Consider the following 17,001-nt stretch of genomic DNA (forward strand, 5'->3'; position numbering starts at 1 on the left):
GCTGGTAGACGACTGTCTGAGCGGAACTTCCGCCAGAGAGGACAAAGCGTCGAACAGGCTCCGGGACGGAGCCGGCGCTCGTTCAAAGCAGCCGCCCTCTAAACGTTGCGGTCTGTCGTCCGGCCAAGCACTGCCGGTACCTGGGCGCGGCCTACATGCACTCGGTGAGCGTCAACGTCCATTCCGGTGCATCCACTTCGCCACGCCGGCGGGGTGGGTGTGCCGAGGAGGTCACATCGGCATCATGGGTGACCCTCAACCCCACCGTAGGGAGCCTCGCCGTGATCGTGTCCTCGGTGAGGACCGACCATCCCTCCTGGCTGTCGGCAGGTGACACCACCTACCGCGCCGTCCGTTCTGGACGCTCCTCATGGGTGCTGACCTGCACACCTACCAGAACCGACGAGTGTTGGGCAGAGGCTCATCCCGTGGTCGGCGAGGGGGACGCCCCGGTGCTCGATGTCATCGATCTCGACCGCCTCTCGGTCATACGCAGCCTCGCGGACGCCCTGAGCGTCTCGGTCGGCGACCTGATCGGCGAACCCACTCTGCTCGACTGGATTCCCGAGGGCGGGATGGCGAGCGTCTCCGCCCTCCGAGCCACGCTTATGGACTACCGCCAACCCAGTCCACTAGCGGCGACGCCCAACGGTGACGCTGGCCCTATCGACCTCGATGGCCTGCGTAGTGAAGTGGAAGCAGTCATCAACGCCTACGAAGCCTCCAAGTACGGGTTCGTTGCTAATCGAGTCCCACTCCTGCTCGCCGACGCCGTCCAAGCGGTGCAGACACACGGCCCCCAAGCTCAACGACTCCTGGCCCTCAGTTACCAGGCTGCGATGTCTCTGCTCACCAAGCTCGGAGAAGCAGACCTCGCCTGGATCGCCGCCGAACGCGGCCTTGCGGCTGCCCAGCAGACAGGCGACCCCGTCATCCTGCATCCTGGGCTCACTGTTCCGCTCAGTTGTACACGCCCTGCTCTCAACCGGCCGCTACGCACCAGCCATGCAACTCACCGAAGCAGCAGCCGCAGTGCTCCGCCCGGACTGCCTCGTGCTAACCGCACCATGCTCTCGATCTACGGCAGCTTGTTCCTCGCAGGGGCGACGGCGGCAGCGCGCGCCAATGACCACACGTGCACCCAGGACTTCCTGCGCGAAGCGAACGACACGGCACAACGCCTGGGCGCCAACGCCAACTGGTGCTGATGTGGATGCGCCGACAACGCACCAAGCCCAGCCACGCCCCTGCCAGCTTGGCCCAACGCCTGAACGTGGAGTAGCGCAGCCGTCCGACGACCTCCGTAGGCTCAACGCATGGCTACAGACGCCGACCGCTTCGCAACGCCTCGCATGGCCGCCGGAGCCTTGTTCGTCGACGATCAGGACCGAATCCTGCTGGTGCACAAGACCTACAGCAACGGCTGGGAAATTCCTGGTTGGTTACGTAGACATCGGAGAGTCGCCAGCAGCGGCCTGCCGCCGGGAACTACGCGAGGAACTCGACCTCGACCGAGAGCCGCAACACCTGCTCGTCGTGGATTGGGCACCCGACGATGGCGAAGGCGACAAGGTGCTCTGGCTGTTCGACTGCGGAACGCTCGGCGACGACGAACAGCGGATCATCCTGGATGACTCAGAATTGGATCGCTGTGAATGGGCTCCGGTGAGCAAGATCGACGATTACGTCATTCCTCGGCGTGCCCGCAGACTAACCCAAGCTGATAGTGCATATATGCATGGAGGTTCGGTCTACCTGGAGTACGGGTAACCGCCTGGTCGATGATCGCCAGCGGCGTCCCGAAAAGTGGATCCCATGTGATCCGGGGCATCGCCACCACCGGAGCGCGCTCAATCGCTATTGCGAACCGTAGATGCCTCAGAAAACTGCCCCGGCCACCCCCGAGGTGTGGAACTACGAGGTCGCCGGCATGCGGGTGCTCAAGCACTGGTTCGGCTACCGCAAGAAAAACCCCTCCGGCAACCGCAAGTCCCCGCTCGACGACATCGTCCTGACCACCTGGACGCCGTCGACCACGACCGAACTGCTCGACCTCATCCACGTGCTCGGACGACTCGTGGCACTCGAACCGCTCCAGGACGACTTGCTCCACCGCGTCCTCGGAAGCCCACTGATCACGGTAGAGGATCTGACCGACGCCGATGTTCTGCCAGTGCCGCCCGCCGCGAAGAAGCCGACGAAGGAGAGCGCCCAGCCGGACTTGTTCTCGACGGATTGGGAGTTCGAGTTCACCACAGCGGGCCGGCGGCTACGACATCGTGTGGACCGCGGCCACGAGCTGCGTCAAGTCGACCTCCAGCCGATCGGCGAGCTGGCTCACCTGAGGTGGAGCGGCGTCCAGCGGATGCTGACTCACCGCGGCTGGGAGCCCTTCCGGGTTGCCGAGCAGCGACAGCGGGGTGCCGAGCGGCGAGAGCCGGTAAACACGCCACCTGGGTGCGGTGGACTCGGCGAAGTAGAGCGTGGCGCCATCGCGGAGAACGAGAGCGGCCCGGCTGGTGTTGCGGGCGAGGACGGCGGACTGCTTCCCCGCCACGGTCGCCGCTTGGGCGGCGGTGCGTCGCGGGTTGCGGAATTCGCCGTCCACCACCCACACACCGTTCACCAGCCGTGCGGGCAGCCCTGCCTGCGCGAAGGCCGCCCGGACTTCGGCGCGGGGATCGTCGACGACTGCTTCGGCGAGGTGGATGATCTCGTCCACCTCCGATTCGGACACCACCCTGGCGTGTGGTTGCGCGGCGCGGTGAAGGTATTCCACCGCGAGTCGACGGTCGGCGAACGCCACTGACTCCCGTGCAGCCTCCCAGGCGGCTTTGGCGATGATGTCGTGTTCACCTCCGCCGTGCGGCGAGGCGCCCTGGAAGAGCAGGGCGAGGCATACCGCCGTCAACGAGCACTGGTAGGAGATGGTGCGTCCAGGGAGCGCATCCGTTTCCTCATCATCGGGCAGCAGGGCGTGAACGAGGTCCCGGACCTCCGTCCGCCAGCTCTCTTCCGTGCCCCACACGCCTGCGGCGAGGAGGTCCAGATAGAGGAGGACGACGGTCATCCGCAGTTCCAGCGGTGGACGGGCGGGACGGGACACCGCTTTGACCCACCGTATCGCCCAGGTCCGCAGCTTGCGGTGTTCGGACGGCGGGATGGTCCGGTGCTCCGAGTCGGGCTCGATCTCGGTGTCCACGACGTCCTCGTCCTCGCCGTCGGCGAGTTCGGTGTCATCCGGGTCCGCTCCGACCGTCCATCTCGTGACCGTGCCGTCGGGCAGCCGCGGAGAGGAGGGGAAGACGAGGCCCGTCAGTGAAGGACCGAGAATCCCCTCCACGTGATGCAGCCACGCACCCCAGCGGTCTTCGGAGGAGGCGACTTCGACAGCGGCCGGTTGCGTTCGCAGAGCTGAGGTGCCGGTGGGCGGCCGCTGCACCTGGCTGAGCAGGCGCAGGAGATCGGCGTTGAAGCGGGCGGCCAGCGCGGGGTCGGTGATGGTCTTGTCCAGCTCGTAGTCACGGACGAGACGGGGCCGGTCCTGTTCGTCCTCGCGCGGCAGACAGCGCACGGGATCCGTCAGATACACCGCGGAGGACACGACGCGCTCACCCGAGACCTCCACCCACGCGCGCACGGCGCCGCCGAGCTGTTCTGGTGCCGGGAACCGCAGGGTCGCCGAAGTCTCCCCGGTGGGGAGCCAGACTTGAAACGCCGTCCAAGTCCCAGGGGTTCCGTCAGGGGACGATTCGATGGTGACCGGCTCGCGGGCGGTGGTCGTGAGCTCCACGACCAGGTCCTGTTCTTGGCGTCGCGCCCCCAGTAGGACCAGCTTGACCGCGTGGCGAGGTTGTGTTGCCAACGCGTGCGCCTCGCTCGGCGGGATCCTGGTCGCCGCGGTGCCCTCCGGCAGCAAGCTGTCGAGGACAGGCGCGAGAGCGACCAGTTCGCAGTTGCCGCCTGCCGAGGTGGTGCTCAGCATCGCGGCCGCGGTGCAGTTCGCGCTGCCCACCAACGCCGTGGTGACCCCGTCGACAGCCCACTCCACGAGTTTGCCGTGATAGGTGCGGCTCTCGTCGAGCAACCGGAAGCCGGTCGTCGGCACGGTTGCCGCGACTTGTGCCAGGGCAGCGGCGTCGTACTGCGACAACGTCGGTTGCAGGGCCACGCTCATTGCGGCAGGGGAGAATCGGTCGACCAGCGCCCGCAGGGCCGCGCCACGCGGGTCGAAGAACGGCGAGCTGACCCGCAGCGCGTCCACGGGCCCTGGCGACAATCGGCTGAGGATCGGCTGTCGCAGGTTGCCGAAGATCCGCAGGTCAGGGAGCGAGTTGTCAACCTCGTCGGGGGCCACGTAGCCGCCCACGCGGACGACCGCGTCCGCGATCCAGGTGGGCATCGCGACCACCTCGGGCAGATCGACCAACCAGGCGGCGAGGTCGCGCTGCGCGGCCGGTCCCTGCCGCGTCGACGTGCGCAGCACCAGCCAGAGCTCCTGGTTGTGCCCCCACCCGGACCACGTGGGATTGCCCGAGCCGATCGCCGCCCACACATCGTCATCGCCGACCAGGACGACGAGCTTGGGGTGGAACGCCCCGACGCACGCCGCGTGGCCGTGCTGGTAGGTCCTGCCCGCGTACCGGACGTCGACCGGTTCGTGCACGGCCTGCCCCGCGTCCCCGAGGACGGTGATGCGAGCGCCCAGGGCACGCGCGGTGGGAACGCAGTGGCGTTCAAGGAAGACCAGGTCGTGCGTGAAGCCGGTGATGAGGACTTCGCGCAAGCGAGCACCGTCCGACCGGTCACGCCATTCGCGCAGCAGGGTCAAGGGGGAGTGGAACTCGTGATCCGCCCGGCTCATCCGGCCAACCCCAGCAGTCCGGCGCAGAGCGGGGTGATCCCGTCCGCGGTGAAGAGGCCGAGCTGTTCGGCCATCGCCGAGAGCTGGTAGATGCGCAGGCCCACGTTGCCCGCGCCCTCCGCCTGCTCGGCGAAGTACCGGCCGTTGCGCTCGTGCAACTTGCTGAACACGGTCATCCGGCCGTCGTCACCGACCCGCAGTTTGCGCAGCGCGACCCTGCGGGACTGCGCGATCATGTCGTCCACGAAAGCACGGGCGAGTTCGGGCAGCGGCCGGTCCTCGTGCTCGGACCTGCGGAAAGCGACCCAGTTGGGGTCCAGGAACTGGCCGCGCCCGGATGAGCTGCGGCGTCGTCCCAGGAACGCGTCGAGGCTGCGACCCTCCAGGTGCTCAAGGCGCCGTGCGCCGAGCAGCAGCACGGCCAGGTCGGCCTCCGGGGAGAACGGCTCACCGAGAAGAGACTCCTCCGCGGGCAAGGGGTACCCCTTCCGGTCCACGGCCGGCGGCAGGGACCGGGCGAACTCGCGAACGGTCACGTCGGACACCTCGGAACTGATCCACGCGTGGAGGTCGTCCCTGGTCGCCGTTCCGCTCTTGTCGAGCACCTGCTGGACGAGCGCCGCCCACATGCGGCGCCACGCGCCGACCGAGTGGTGCCGGAGCAGCACACCGCGCCACGCCCGCGCTCGCTCGTCGGCGATCAGGACCGGATCGGTGTCGAGGGTGTCGCCGTAGGCCAGGTAGTGACGGAATGCACCGACGTGCGCCTTGCCGGGCATGCGCTGCACCGCTCGTGCCAGGAAACGCAGTGTGGCGCGCCGCGTGTGGTCGTCACCGCTCCACTCCTCCGGCACGTGGCGCCCGTCGCGAGTCGCGGCGAAGAGATCGCGCAACGGCGGTAGGTCGGGAGTGTCCGGAGCCTCCATCGCCAGCGCGGCAAGCCGGTCGACATCGCCCATCTCCTCACGCGTCGCCAGGTTGACGAGCGGTCGGAACATCCGACGCACCGAGGCGGGGCACCGGTGCTTGCCGGCACGAAGCGCACCGGCCTCGACGGTGACGGTGCCCATGGCCATGCTCGGACCGTTGTACTGCGACCAGAAACCCCAGGAACGAGGCGAGTACGAAGAACGCCCCGGCTCCGCCAGACCGTTGGCGGAGCCTTTGCGTAACAGTGCTTTGACGGTATCGGTGCCGTGCGCGAGCAGATCCCGGTCATGGGTTATGGATATGAGAGCCAGACCGACTTCGGTACGGCGCACCAACACCTGACACGCCGCAGCATCGAGGTCGTGTTCCTCCGCGTAGTCGGCCAGCGCCCAGTACAAGGAGTAATAGCGGACCAGTCTGGTCAGCGTGGACACACCAGGCACCAGCGTGTCCACCATACTCGTCACCGGCGCCTCGACCGAGAGCGGGTAGCGGCCACCGCGCCGGTCCAGGCCGGGCTCGCACCACCGGGGCCCATCGACTTCAGCGGGCATCACAGTGCTCCGCCGGATCCGAACTCGATACCGCGCACCTCGTGATGATCGCTCCTGGCCACCGCTTCGTTTCATGGTGGCCAGGAGGGCGCGACATCCTCCGGTGCGACCAACGCAGTGATGCATAGTCCAGAACTGTGTCGCCGAGATGGAGGGGCGAAAAGTCGGTAGAACCAATCAACACTCGACGATCCTCCCCGTTCACGACCGCGGCATGCCAGGCACAGGGCTGTGGATGAGGGCGGCGTTGCCCGGGTACTGCCGCAACACCGCCCTTACCATGAGTCACGCGGCACCGTGGGCTTCGGTCGTGCTGACGACTTCGGGACCGGTCGGGTGAGCACCGGCGAGTGCGACGAGCGCGAGATCGGCAAGGACTCCAACGAGAAGATCGTCTTCTTGGAGGAGGGAGGGGTGAACCCGAGGACTGGTAGGGAGGCCGGTCTGGCACACGTGATGAAGCACAAGGATGAGTTCGTTGCAGTGGGCATTCCCGAGGACAAGATCGCCGAGGTCGTGCACGGTGCCGCTACGGAGGGTCGGTACACGGGGTACTGCCAGGGCAGACCGCCGGGTCGGCCGATCTTCGAGGTTGAGTACGTGGCCAGACCCACTACATGTCGGTGCAGGTCGGCACTGGAGCGGAATTGCTTCCCCTTCCGACGAGGTGCGAACCGAGGTTCATACCGCGCGGCGGGTTCTGTGTGGATTGGCGGTTGTTGGCACAACTCGTCGATACGGTGTGGTTCGTGCATCTCGGCTGTGACTGCGCCGCTTGGACCGTCTGGAAAGCCCGGTCCGGACAAGCTTCATGATGTGAGCGGTGCTCGCAGTCCGAGCGGTTGTCGCTCCTCCTGCGAGCCGTGTCACGGGATGTGGGAACCTCGCGGCGTGAGCCGATCGGACCGGGTGGCACTGGACGCGCTGATCGCGGAGGCGACTGTCGACTGCTACAACGACAGCGAGTGCGTCACTGCCTTCTACACCGTGATCGAGGAGCACCTGGCCGTGCCGTTCCGGACGATGGTGCTGGGTGTCGACGTGACGGTGACGGGTGTGGACCTGACCGGTGACGAGCAGATCTTGGCTGTCTGCGTGCGCGGGAAGTCGAAGCAGCGCATTCCCGTTCTTGACTTGCCGTTGCCTGCTCCACCGTTGGAAGGTACGCAGTGGGTCGACGCCTACCGCCGCTGGGCGAGGGGGACGTGAACCCGATGGACTCCTCTCCGGAACAGGTGCGGTTAACTGCGGAGGCGGCTCTGGCCAACTTGCGCATCGTGCTCGAACTGTGCGCGGCCGGGGAGGTCAGGTGCAGTGACAAGACCGGCCGCCCGTCCGCCGCGACGGTGCGGGCCATCGGTTCGCACCTGGTGGACGGTGACTTCTACCGCGAGGAGCCCATCGCGGCGTTCGCGTGGCCGTTGCTGCTTCGGGCCGGTGGCCTCGCCACACTCGACGGCACCCGCCTCCGGTTGACCACGAAGGGGCGTGAGGGGCTCGGGAAGCCGTCCGCCGAGGCCATTCGGGGGCTGTGGCGGCGTTGGCTCACCCACGCGGTGATCGATGAGTTCAGCCGGGTGGAGCAGATCAAGGGCCAGCAAGCCCGCAACGTGCTCACTGCGGCCAAGTCCCGTCGACAAGCGGTCGCTGCGGCGCTGGCTACCTGCCCGCCTGACAAGTGGGTCGACGTGGACTCACTGTTCACCGCCATGCAGCGCGGCAACATGAGCCCCACCGTCGCGCGCACCGAGATGGCGCTGTGGAAGCTGTACCTCGTCGACCCGGAGTACGGCAGCCTCGGCTACGAGGGGCACCACGACTGGGAATTCCTGGAAGGCCGCTACACCCTGGCCGTGCTGTTCGAGTACGCGGGCACTCTCGGGTTGATCGACCTCGACTACGTCGACCCACGCGGTGCGCGCGACGACTACGTCGACAACTGGGGTGGTGACGACCTGGACGCGTTGAGCCGCTACGACGGACTCGTGGCGATCAGGCTCACCGCGCTCGGCGCATACGCTCTCGGCCTGACCGACACGTATCAACCGCCTGAGCCCGCAGCCGCCGGGACCCGGCCGCTGAAGGTGCTGCCCAACCTCGACGTCGTCGCCATGGGCGACCTCGGCGTCGCGGACCGGCTCGTCCTGTCCGCCCACGCGGAGCAGACCGCCGACCGCGTCTGGACGGTGTCGGCGGCAAGCCTGCTCGTGGCGCTCGACAACGGCCGCGACCTCGGTGAGTTCGCCGACTTCCTCGCCGAGCGGACCGAGCACGACCTGCCCGACGTGGTGCGCACGCTGGTCGCGGACGTCGAGCGGCGGACCTCGCAGTTGACCGATCTCGGCCGTGTCCGCGTCATCGAGTGCGCTGATCCCGCGCTCGCCGCGTTGATCACCCGCGACCGCGCGACTCGCGCGCTGTGCTGTCCGATCGGCGACCGCCACGTCGCCGTCCGACCGGACCACGAGCTGAGGTTTCGCAAGGCCCTGCTCAAGCTGGGCCACGTCATGCCGGCCGGAGGCCCCGGAGGTGTGCTCTGACGGGGCGTTCTCTGGACGGGCTCGATTCCGCCGGTCTGCGGCCCGTGTGGCAGGCCGTGCACGACCGGTTGTCATCAGGGCGCCCGGTCAGCCGGGTGAAGGTCGGCCCCCTCGGTGAGGAGGAGCGATCGGCCGTGGCCGACCTGCTCGGGGCCGATCGACTGCCTGGCCAGTACGTGACGGTGTCGGTGGCCGGGCTCGACGAGTTGCTGCGGGAGTCCGTGGGAACGGGGGTGCGCGAGGTCGTCGTGGCCCTGTTGGGTCCGTTGGACGACCGGGCCGGGCGTCGGGCGCTCGCTGCCGGTGCCCGCTCCGAGCTGTGGGCGTGGCTGGCAGGGCATCCCGTGGTGACGGGCCAGCCGGTGCTGGGGGAGTGGGTCGACGTCGTTCGGCGGGCCGGGCTCGTCGGTGGTTCGGTCGAGCGCACCCGGGATGAGCTCGACCGGGCGCTGCGGGTCGTCGCCGCGTTGCCCGCGACGGGTGTGCCGTTGCCGGTGCTGGCGGAGGCCGCCCTCGGCGACCCGCACGCCCTGGACGAGGGAACGCGGTGCGCCGGGCTGGTCCTGCGGGCGCTGGCGGCGCTCTACGGCGTCGACCTGCCGGGAGACGCGCAGGAGCGTCGGGCGCTGTGGGAGCGCGCCGGGGTGGTCGAGGACGAGTTGTCCTCGGTCGTCCTGGTCGCCGGCCTGCGGTTGGGTGGTGTCGGGGGCGGGGTGCTGCGCGTGTGTGCCGATGCCGGTCACGTTGCAGCATTGACGTTGGCGCAGGTCCGGGCGACTTCGTTCGTCGGGACACCTGAGGACGTGTGGGTGTTCGAGAACCCGAGCGTGCTCGCGGTGGCAGTGGCCCGGTTCGGGGCTTCGTGCCCACCGGTGGTGTGCACGTCGGGCTGGCCCAACAGCGCGGTGATCGTGCTCCTGCGTGGTATGACCACGGCCGGGGCGACCCTTCACTACCACGGGGACTTCGACGGCGAGGGCGTGCGGATCGCCGCGCACGTGATGGCGCGCACCGGCGCCGTGCCGTGGCGGATGGGCACCGACGACTACCTGCCGGCGCTGGGCGGCGCACGCGTCGGCACACCGGTGGGCCGGGTTACCGATGCGCCGTGGGACGGCGGGCTGGCGGACGCGATGCGCGAGCACGGGCTCGCAGTCCCGGAGGAACGGGTCACCGCGCGGCTGTTGGACGAGCTCGACGATTGCGGACGGGATGTCGGTCGTCTGCCGTAGCGTGCTCGACCGGTGGGAGGAGGGTGCTCGTGGAGGCCATGCGCGTGCCGCCGGAGATGTTCCGGTTTACCACGGGCGAGCGGGCCGAGCTGTACGTGGCGATCCTGCACGCGTTCGGTGAGGCCAACGAGCGGTTGGAGACCGCTCTCGGGTTGGACGACGTGCGGGCGCGGCTCCGCTCGGTGGGGTGGCTCGACCCGCTGGGCGACCAGGACCTGACCGGAGCACTGGGGAGCCTGCGCGAGTGGCGGCTGCTCGACGTGACCCAGAACCACGCCGAGGACTACCGGAGCGCCGACGAGTACGAACGGCGCAACCTCCAGTACTCGTTGACCAAGCGCGGTGAGGCCGCCCTGGCCGGTGTGGTGCACGCGATGGGCGTGCTGGCCGCGACGGGCGCGCTCCAGACGGCGGTGCTCGACGCGATCGCCGACCGGCTCGGGGAGTTGGTGGCGCAGCTGGGCGATCCCGGTGTGCCGGACCGCCGGATCTTCAGCACTCTGGTCGAGCTGGAGGGGCACCTGGAGGCGCTGCGGGGCAACACCAAGCAGTTCAACGGCGAGCTGCAGCGCCTGTTGCGGGCGGAGGGAGCCGACCAGGAGACGTTCCGCGAGGTCAAGTCGGCGACCGTGGCGTACCTCCACGAGTTCACCACGAACCTGGAGCAGCGGGCGCACGCGATCGCCAACCGGGTCGAGTTGGTCGAGGACCGGGGAGTGGCCCTCCTGCACCACCGCGCGCTGGTGGGTGCCGAACTCCCGCCCACCTCGGGCGGTGATCCGCAGGCGGCGTGGTTGGAGCTGCGCCGGGCCAGGTGGGAAGGGCTGCGCGCGTGGTTCCTGCCGGTGGACGGCGGCACGCCCCGGGCTCAGCAGCTGTTCGTGGTCGCCAGGCGCGCGATCATCGCGCTGTTGCAGGTGCTCGACCGGATCACCGAGTCCAGGCGCAGGTCGACCAGCGCGGCGGCGGACTTCCGCGAGCTGGCGCGCTGGTTCGCGGTCGCGCCTGCGGAGGAGGACCTGCACCTGCTGTGGTCGACCGCCTTCGGGCTCGGCTCGGCCCGGCACGCACACCTCGCGCACCCCGACCCGGAGCTCGTGGTGTCGTCCGCCCGGTGGGCCGACGCGCCACCGGTGGAGGTGTCGGCGTTGCTGCGCAGCGCGGGGCGGACCGAGCGGTTCAGCCGCACCGGGCGGGTGCGCGACGTGGCCGAGGTCAAAGCGGCGCGTGCCGAGTCGGCTCGTGCGGAGCGGGCCGCGCTGAAGGATGCGTGGGACCGGTTGGACACCGCCGGCGGCACGCGGTTGTCGCAGTTCGGCCAGTTGGACCACGAGGTGCTCGAACGGCTGCTCGACCTCCTCGGACGGGCCTTGGCCGTGGCACCGGACCGACACGGCGTCCACCGGGCCACCACGGGCGACGGGCGGGTGGAGATCCTGTTGAGGCCGCCGGAGGCGCACCGCGCCCCGGCGGTGCTCAGGACGCCGCTCGGCGTGTTCACCGGCCCGGACTACGACGTCGAGATCCGCACGCCGGGTGGTCGCACGGCACGGCGACCACGGGGGACTGCCGGAGGGGCGGTGACCGGATGAGCAACCTGGCGAACCAACTGGTCATCGCGGAGCGCGAGGAGGTCGCGCGGGCGATCCGCACGCTGCTGGCGACACCGCTGGTCGGCGCCAAGACCGCACCGGAAGCCTTCGACCTCGTGCGCAGGCGGCGCGAACCCGTCGAGAAGTGGTTCGACTACTACTGCGGGTGGTCGCTGATCGTCGAACCTCGCCTGGGGTACGCGCGGTTGGTCAAGGTCCGGGTCGCCACCGACCCCACCCGCCCGGCGCGACGGCACCGCACGGGCCGGGCGCCGTTCGACCGCCGCCGGTACACCCTGCTGTGCGTGGCCGCCGCCGAGCTGATGAGCGTGCCGGTCACCACGGTCGGACTGCTGGCGGACCGCGTCGTCCAGGCGTCGGCCGCCGATCCGGTGCTGCCGCCGTTCGACACGTCCAGCCGCGCCGAGCGGATGGCGTTCGTCGACGCGCTGCGACTGCTGGAGTCGGTCGGTGCGGTCGAAGTGGTGGACGGTGCCACCGAGTCGTTCGTCGACTCCGCTGAGGCGAAAGTCCTCTACCGGGTCGACGCGACGCTGCTCATGCGCCTGCTGGCGGCCCCGGTCGGCGCGTCGCAGGTCGCGGTCCCGGCCGACGAGGTGCCGCTGCGCTTCACCGAGCTGTTGACGCGGTTGTCCCGCGAACGGCGCTACGGCGATGCCGACGAGCCGGTGTCGGAGATCCAGCGCAACCTGTGGCTGCGGCACTCGGCGTTCCGCAAGCTGGTCGACGACCCGGTCGTGCACCGCGACGACCTGACGCCTGCGGAACTGGCCTACCTGTCGTCACCGACGGGCGGGCAGCTCCTGCGCCGGGCCGCCGATCAGGCGGGGTTGCTGGTGGAGGAACGTGCCGAAGGCGTCATGCTGATCGACCCGGACGGCGTGGCCACGGACAGCCGGTTCCCCGACGACTCCGGCAACGCCAAGGTCGCCGCCTTGCTCCTCCTCGACGTGATCACGTCCGTGCCCGGACCGGTCGCCGTCGAGCAACTGCGGGCCGAGGCCGACGGGCTGCTCGGCCGCTTCCCCAAGTGGGCCAAGGGCTATCGCGGCGAGGACGGGTCCGCACGGCTGGTCGCCGACGCGCTGGACGTGCTCAGGGCGTTCGGTCTCGTCCGGCTCGACAGCGGTGTCGTGCGCGCCCGGCCCGCCGCCGCCCGCTACGCGGTGACCCGAACGAGTGCCGACGACGGCGAGGACGAGTCATGACGGTGACCGAGCTGCCACGCGCGGAGAGCGGCGACCCGCTGGAGACGATGGTCAGGTGGGTGCCCGAACGCGCCGGGATCCTGAACGTGTGGCGCTACTACGACGAGGTCTTCAGGTTTCACAAGGGACGATTGTTGCTGCGCGGCCCCAACGGCACCGGCAAGTCGAAGGCGCTGGAACTGCTCCTTCCGTTCCTGTTCGACGCCAACCTGCGTGCCAACCGGCTCTCCACGTTCGGCACGTCCGAGCGCACCATGCACTGGAACCTGATGGGAGAGGGCTCGACCGGCACCACGAGGGTCGGGTACGTGTGGCTGGAGTTCCGCTTCCCCGGCGCGGACGGCTCCCCGGGCAGGTGGTTCTCCTGTGGTGCACGGCTGGCCGCGACCAAGCACACCACCGCCGTGCACCCCGACTACTTCACCACCGGGCAGCGCATCGGTGTGCCGGGTGGCCTCACCCTCACCGATCCGACCAGCGCGCCCCTCACCACCAAGGCCCTGGAAGCCGCGCTCGGCAACCAGGGCGCGCTGCACGCGAACGCGGCGGACTACCGGGCAGCCGTGCGCTCGACCCTGTTCCCCGGCTTGAGCGAGCAGCGCTACGACGCGCTCATCACGGCCTTGCTCCAGCTCCGCACACCGAAGCTGTCGCAACGGCTCGACCCCGGGCTGCTGTCCACGTTGCTGTCCAAAGCGCTGCCGCCGCTGGGCGAGGCGGAGATCAGCGACCTCGCGGAGGGCTTCGAGCGCCTGGACCGGCAACGTGAACAGCTCAAACGCTTGGACGCGGAGGTGCAGGCCGCGCAACAGCTGAAAACCAGGCAACGCTCGTACGCGCAGCGCGTGCTGCGCGCCGCCGCGGCGAAGCTGATCTCCGCCACCACGGAACTGGGCAACCTCGCGGACGCCGCGAAAGCCTCGGAGGACGAGCACCGCCGCGCCGCTCGGCACAAACAAGAGGCCGAAGAACGCGGCGAGGTGTTGGAGCAGCGCGTCGTCGAGGCGGAAGGGCGCATTCAGGGCCTGACCGGCAGCGAGGCATATCGGAAGGGCGAACAGCTCGACCGGCTGCGGACCCGCGTGCGCGAGGCTCGTGCGACTGCCGGGAAGAGGCGTGCCGACGCGGTCCGCCACCGCGAGATCGCCCGGACCGACGCGGAAGCGGCGGGCACCGCCGCCCGGCGGGCGGAGGCACGTGCCGCAAGCGCGGGAGCACTGGCCGACGGTGCCTCGACCGCCGCCGCCCGTGTCGGTCTCGCCTCGGTGCACGCCGAGATCGTCCGCGTCCTCGCCGACCCCTCGCGGTCCAGGGCCCTGCTGCGCGCTGCGGTCCAGGCACGTGCCGAGCAGGTCGAGGCCGTGCGCGCCGCGCTCAACGAGCACGAGGTCGCGGTCAACAGCAGGCGGGACGCCGAACAGGTGGTCGACGAGGCACGGGACGCCCTGTCGGAGGCCGCCGAACGGCGAGCCGACCTCGCCGACCGGCGCGAGGCCGCGCTCGCGGAACTCCGTGCCGCCATCCTGGCCTGGGTGGCTGGTTGTCGTGAGTTGACCTTCGCCGACGCCGAGGCACTGGCGGACCGCGCGGCGTCGGAGACCGCCGTGCTGACCGAGGTCGATTCCGCCGCGAGCCGCGTTCTGGGTGCCATCACCAGGGAAGAAGCGCTGGTCGGGACAGCGCTGGAGAACACCGGGCGCGACCGGGATGCCCTGCGCGACGAAGTCCGGCGGCTGCTGACCGAAGAGGACCTGCCTCCCCAGCCACCGTGCACACGCACCGCAGACCGGGGAACCATGACCGGGGCGCCGCTGTGGCGCCTGGTCCGCTTCGCCGACGCCGTGCCCGACGACGTCCGCGCGTCGGTGGAGGCCGCGCTCCAGGCGTCCGGGCTCCTGGACGCCTGGGTCGGCCACGACGGCGCGGTCACCGGGCACGACACGTTCGCCGTGCCCGGTGCCGTGCCGCCGGCGCCGGGGCGCTCGCTCGCCGACGTCCTCGTACCCGAGGTCGACGCGCCGGTGGCCGCCGACGTCGTCGCCCGCCTGCTCGGTGGCGTGGCCTACGGCGAGGGGCCGGCCGATGCGCACCCGGTCGCCATCGGAGCCGACGGTGGTTGGCGCACGGGCAACCTGCGCGGCACTTGGCGCAAGGACGAGGTCTCGTACATCGGCGCGCTCGCCAGGCAACGGGCACGGCAGCGCCGCTTGACCGAACTGCGTGAGCGGATCGCCGCGTCGGAAGAGCTGATCGAGACGCACACCGCAGCCCTGCTGTCGCTGGCCGCACGCAGGTCCGATGTCGAGGCCGACCGGCGCGATCGACCCGACCACACCGGGGCCAACGCGGCGTTGGAGGCGTTGACTCGCGCGGATTCAGCGGTCTCCAGCGCCGACGGCGTGGTCCGGCGGTCGCTGACCGGCCTGGCGAAGAGCGAGCAGCGCGTGGACCACGCCCTCCGGGCACTGACCGCGACGGCAGCCGGGCACGGCCTGCCGACCGAGCGGAACGCGCTCACCACCGTCGCGGCTGCCATGGACGCTTTCCGGACCGCGTCGGACGCCTGGATCGACGAGCACGCCGCCTTGCTCACGGCACGTCGCGAAGCGGACCGAACCGCTGAGCAGGCCCAGCGGTCCCGGCTCGCCGCCGAACAGCGCGAGGACGAGGCGGACGACGCCGAAGCCGTGGCCCGTGGGCTCGACAGCGAGCTGGATGCCGTCGAGGGCACCATCGGCGTCGGCTACCGGCAGGTGCTGGACGAACTCGCCGCCCTGCGCGAGCAGCTCGGCTTGCTCAGGCGGGAGACGCGCGCCAACCAGAACGAGCTCGGCACCCTGGCCGTGCGCCTGGGAGAACTCACCGCCCAGCGGGCCACCGACGCGCGTGACCGCGACCGCGCCACCGAGGTGCGCGACCAGGCCGCAGTGCGGTTCCGGCACCTGGCAGCCGGCAGTCTGCCCGCCGACAGCGGCCTGGACGACCTGCCCGCGTTCCGGCAGGTGCTGACGGCGTCGAGCGGTGTCCGGGCAGCGCTGGACGCGGCGCGGTCGGTCGCGGCCACGTGGCCGTCGCTGCCCCACTCGCCGAAGAACCTGGGCGACGCCGCACACCGGCTGGCGGAGGAGGTGCACGCCTCCCGCGAGGTGCTGGGCGGTCGGGCCGACCTCGAACTCGACTCCGACGAGGACGTCCAGGTCTTCTCCGCGATGGTGGACGGGGTGAGGATCGGCGCTTCGGCCCTGTTCGACCTGCTGCGGTCCGATGCGGAACGCAGCAGGGAGGACATCACCGCGCAGGAGCGCGAGCTGTTCGACCGGACCCTCACGGGGGACACGCGCCGCCACCTCGCCGCCCGGATCCGGCAGGCGCACGACCTGGTCGACGGCATGAACGCCCGTTTGGAGCGCGTGCGCACCGCTTCCAAGGTCGCGGTGCGGTTGGTGTGGGAGGTCTCGCCCGAGCTGCCACCGGGCACGAAAGCGGCGCGCGACCTCCTGCTCAAGGACCCGGTGCGGTTGACCGAGGAGGACCGCGAGTCGCTGCACCGGTTCTTCCGGGACCGGGTCGAACAGGCCAAGGGCGACGAGACGGCAACCAACTGGGAGCAGCAGCTGGGGCAGGTGTTCGACTACACGGCCTGGCACCGGTTCGTGGTGAAGGTCGACCGCATGAACGGGACGGGCTGGCAGCCCCTGACCAAGAAGCTCCACGGTGCGCTGTCGGGTGGTGAGAAGGCGATCGCGTTGCACCTGCCGCTGTTCGCCGCCGTGGCCGCCCACTACCAGGCCGTTGCCGGAGCGCCGCGGGTCATCCTGCTGGACGAGGTCTTCGTCGGTGTCGACAGCGTCAACCGCGGCCAGGTGTTCGCACTGCTGTCGGCGCTGGACCTCGACCTGGTCCTCACCTCCGATCACGAGTGGTGCACCTACCGCGAGTTGGACGGCATCGCGATCCACCAGTTGATCAGCGGTGGCGACGACGACGCCGTCACCACCGCCCGGTTCGTGTGGAACGGCGCCGAAGTGGTCGACGACGAGGTCGCGGAGGACGGCTGAGC

The 17,001-nt window shown here is 69.9% G+C and carries 10 protein-coding genes and 1 pseudogene; 9 read left to right on the plus strand and 2 right to left on the minus strand.

Annotated features, from left to right (window positions below; all coding sequences use genetic code 11):
- Positions 1–281 precede the first annotated feature (281 nt).
- The 3 genes and pseudogenes from AB0I60_RS15090 to AB0I60_RS15100 form a co-directional block, all read left to right on the plus strand.
- The gene (locus AB0I60_RS15090) at positions 282–1,208 is read left to right on the plus strand and encodes a hypothetical protein (RefSeq protein ID WP_360729811.1); all 927 of its coding nucleotides are present in this window, start codon (positions 282–284) and stop codon (positions 1,206–1,208) included.
- Positions 1,126–1,770 carry an NUDIX hydrolase gene (locus AB0I60_RS15095; protein WP_360729813.1) on the plus strand — a complete coding sequence of 215 codons (645 nt, stop codon included), beginning with the start codon at positions 1,126–1,128 and terminating at the stop codon, positions 1,768–1,770. Before AB0I60_RS15090 ends, AB0I60_RS15095 begins: the two co-directional genes overlap by 83 nt.
- 160 nt (positions 1,771–1,930) lie before the next feature.
- A pseudogene (locus tag AB0I60_RS15100) lies at positions 1,931–1,996 on the plus strand (hypothetical protein); the annotation flags it as partial.
- Positions 1,997–2,269: 273 nt separating this feature from the next.
- Here AB0I60_RS15100 and AB0I60_RS15105 read toward each other — a convergent pair.
- Together AB0I60_RS15105 and AB0I60_RS15110 are read right to left on the minus strand one after the other, a co-directional pair.
- A complete protein-coding gene (locus AB0I60_RS15105) occupies positions 2,270–4,831 on the minus strand; it encodes a hypothetical protein (RefSeq protein WP_360729816.1) in 2,562 nt (853 codons plus the stop codon).
- Positions 4,832–4,860: 29 nt separating this feature from the next.
- Positions 4,861–6,348, minus strand: a complete 1,488-nt coding sequence (locus AB0I60_RS15110) for a hypothetical protein (protein WP_360729818.1) — start codon at positions 6,346–6,348, stop codon at positions 4,861–4,863.
- Between the two features lie 891 nt (positions 6,349–7,239).
- Here AB0I60_RS15110 and AB0I60_RS15115 point away from each other — a divergent pair.
- From AB0I60_RS15115 to AB0I60_RS15140, 6 genes are all read left to right on the plus strand, one after another.
- Positions 7,240–7,557 (plus strand): hypothetical protein, encoded by a 318-nt coding sequence (locus AB0I60_RS15115; RefSeq protein ID WP_360729821.1) that lies wholly within the window; start codon positions 7,240–7,242, stop codon positions 7,555–7,557.
- A gap of 5 nt (positions 7,558–7,562) precedes the next feature.
- Entirely contained in the window at positions 7,563–8,888 is a 1,326-nt protein-coding gene (locus AB0I60_RS15120) for a helicase-associated domain-containing protein (protein WP_360729823.1), read from the plus strand.
- 134 nt (positions 8,889–9,022) lie between these two features.
- Positions 9,023–10,120 (plus strand): TIGR02679 family protein, encoded by a 1,098-nt coding sequence (locus AB0I60_RS15125; RefSeq protein ID WP_360729825.1) that lies wholly within the window; start codon positions 9,023–9,025, stop codon positions 10,118–10,120.
- Between the two features lie 29 nt (positions 10,121–10,149).
- Entirely contained in the window at positions 10,150–11,712 is a 1,563-nt protein-coding gene (locus AB0I60_RS15130; RefSeq protein WP_360729828.1) for a TIGR02677 family protein, read from the plus strand.
- Complete coding sequence (locus AB0I60_RS15135) at positions 11,709–12,941, plus strand: TIGR02678 family protein (RefSeq protein ID WP_360729831.1); 1,233 nt, start codon at positions 11,709–11,711, stop codon at positions 12,939–12,941. Before AB0I60_RS15130 ends, AB0I60_RS15135 begins: the two co-directional genes overlap by 4 nt.
- On the plus strand, positions 12,938–16,999 hold the full coding sequence (locus AB0I60_RS15140; RefSeq protein WP_360729834.1) for a TIGR02680 family protein: 4,062 nt from the start codon (positions 12,938–12,940) through the stop codon (positions 16,997–16,999). Before AB0I60_RS15135 ends, AB0I60_RS15140 begins: the two co-directional genes overlap by 4 nt.
- Positions 17,000–17,001 lie beyond the last annotated feature (2 nt).

The sequence above is a fragment of the Actinosynnema sp. NPDC050436 genome, from assembly GCF_040655415.1.
In the GTDB taxonomy this organism is placed as follows: domain Bacteria; phylum Actinomycetota; class Actinomycetes; order Mycobacteriales; family Pseudonocardiaceae; genus Actinosynnema.

What these genes read in the sequence shown, in the direction of transcription:
- AB0I60_RS15120 (WP_360729823.1), top strand. Translation starts at nt 7,563, where the DNA reads ATGGACTCCTCTCCGGAACAGGTGCGGTTAACTGCGGAGGCGGCTCTG.
- AB0I60_RS15135 (WP_360729831.1), top strand. Translation starts at nt 11,709, where the DNA reads ATGAGCAACCTGGCGAACCAACTGGTCATCGCGGAGCGCGAGGAGGTC.
- AB0I60_RS15140 (WP_360729834.1), top strand. Translation starts at nt 12,938, where the DNA reads ATGACGGTGACCGAGCTGCCACGCGCGGAGAGCGGCGACCCGCTGGAG.
- AB0I60_RS15095 (WP_360729813.1), top strand. Translation starts at nt 1,126, where the DNA reads ATGACCACACGTGCACCCAGGACTTCCTGCGCGAAGCGAACGACACGG.
- AB0I60_RS15110 (WP_360729818.1), bottom strand. Translation starts at nt 6,348, where the DNA reads ATGCCCGCTGAAGTCGATGGGCCCCGGTGGTGCGAGCCCGGCCTGGAC.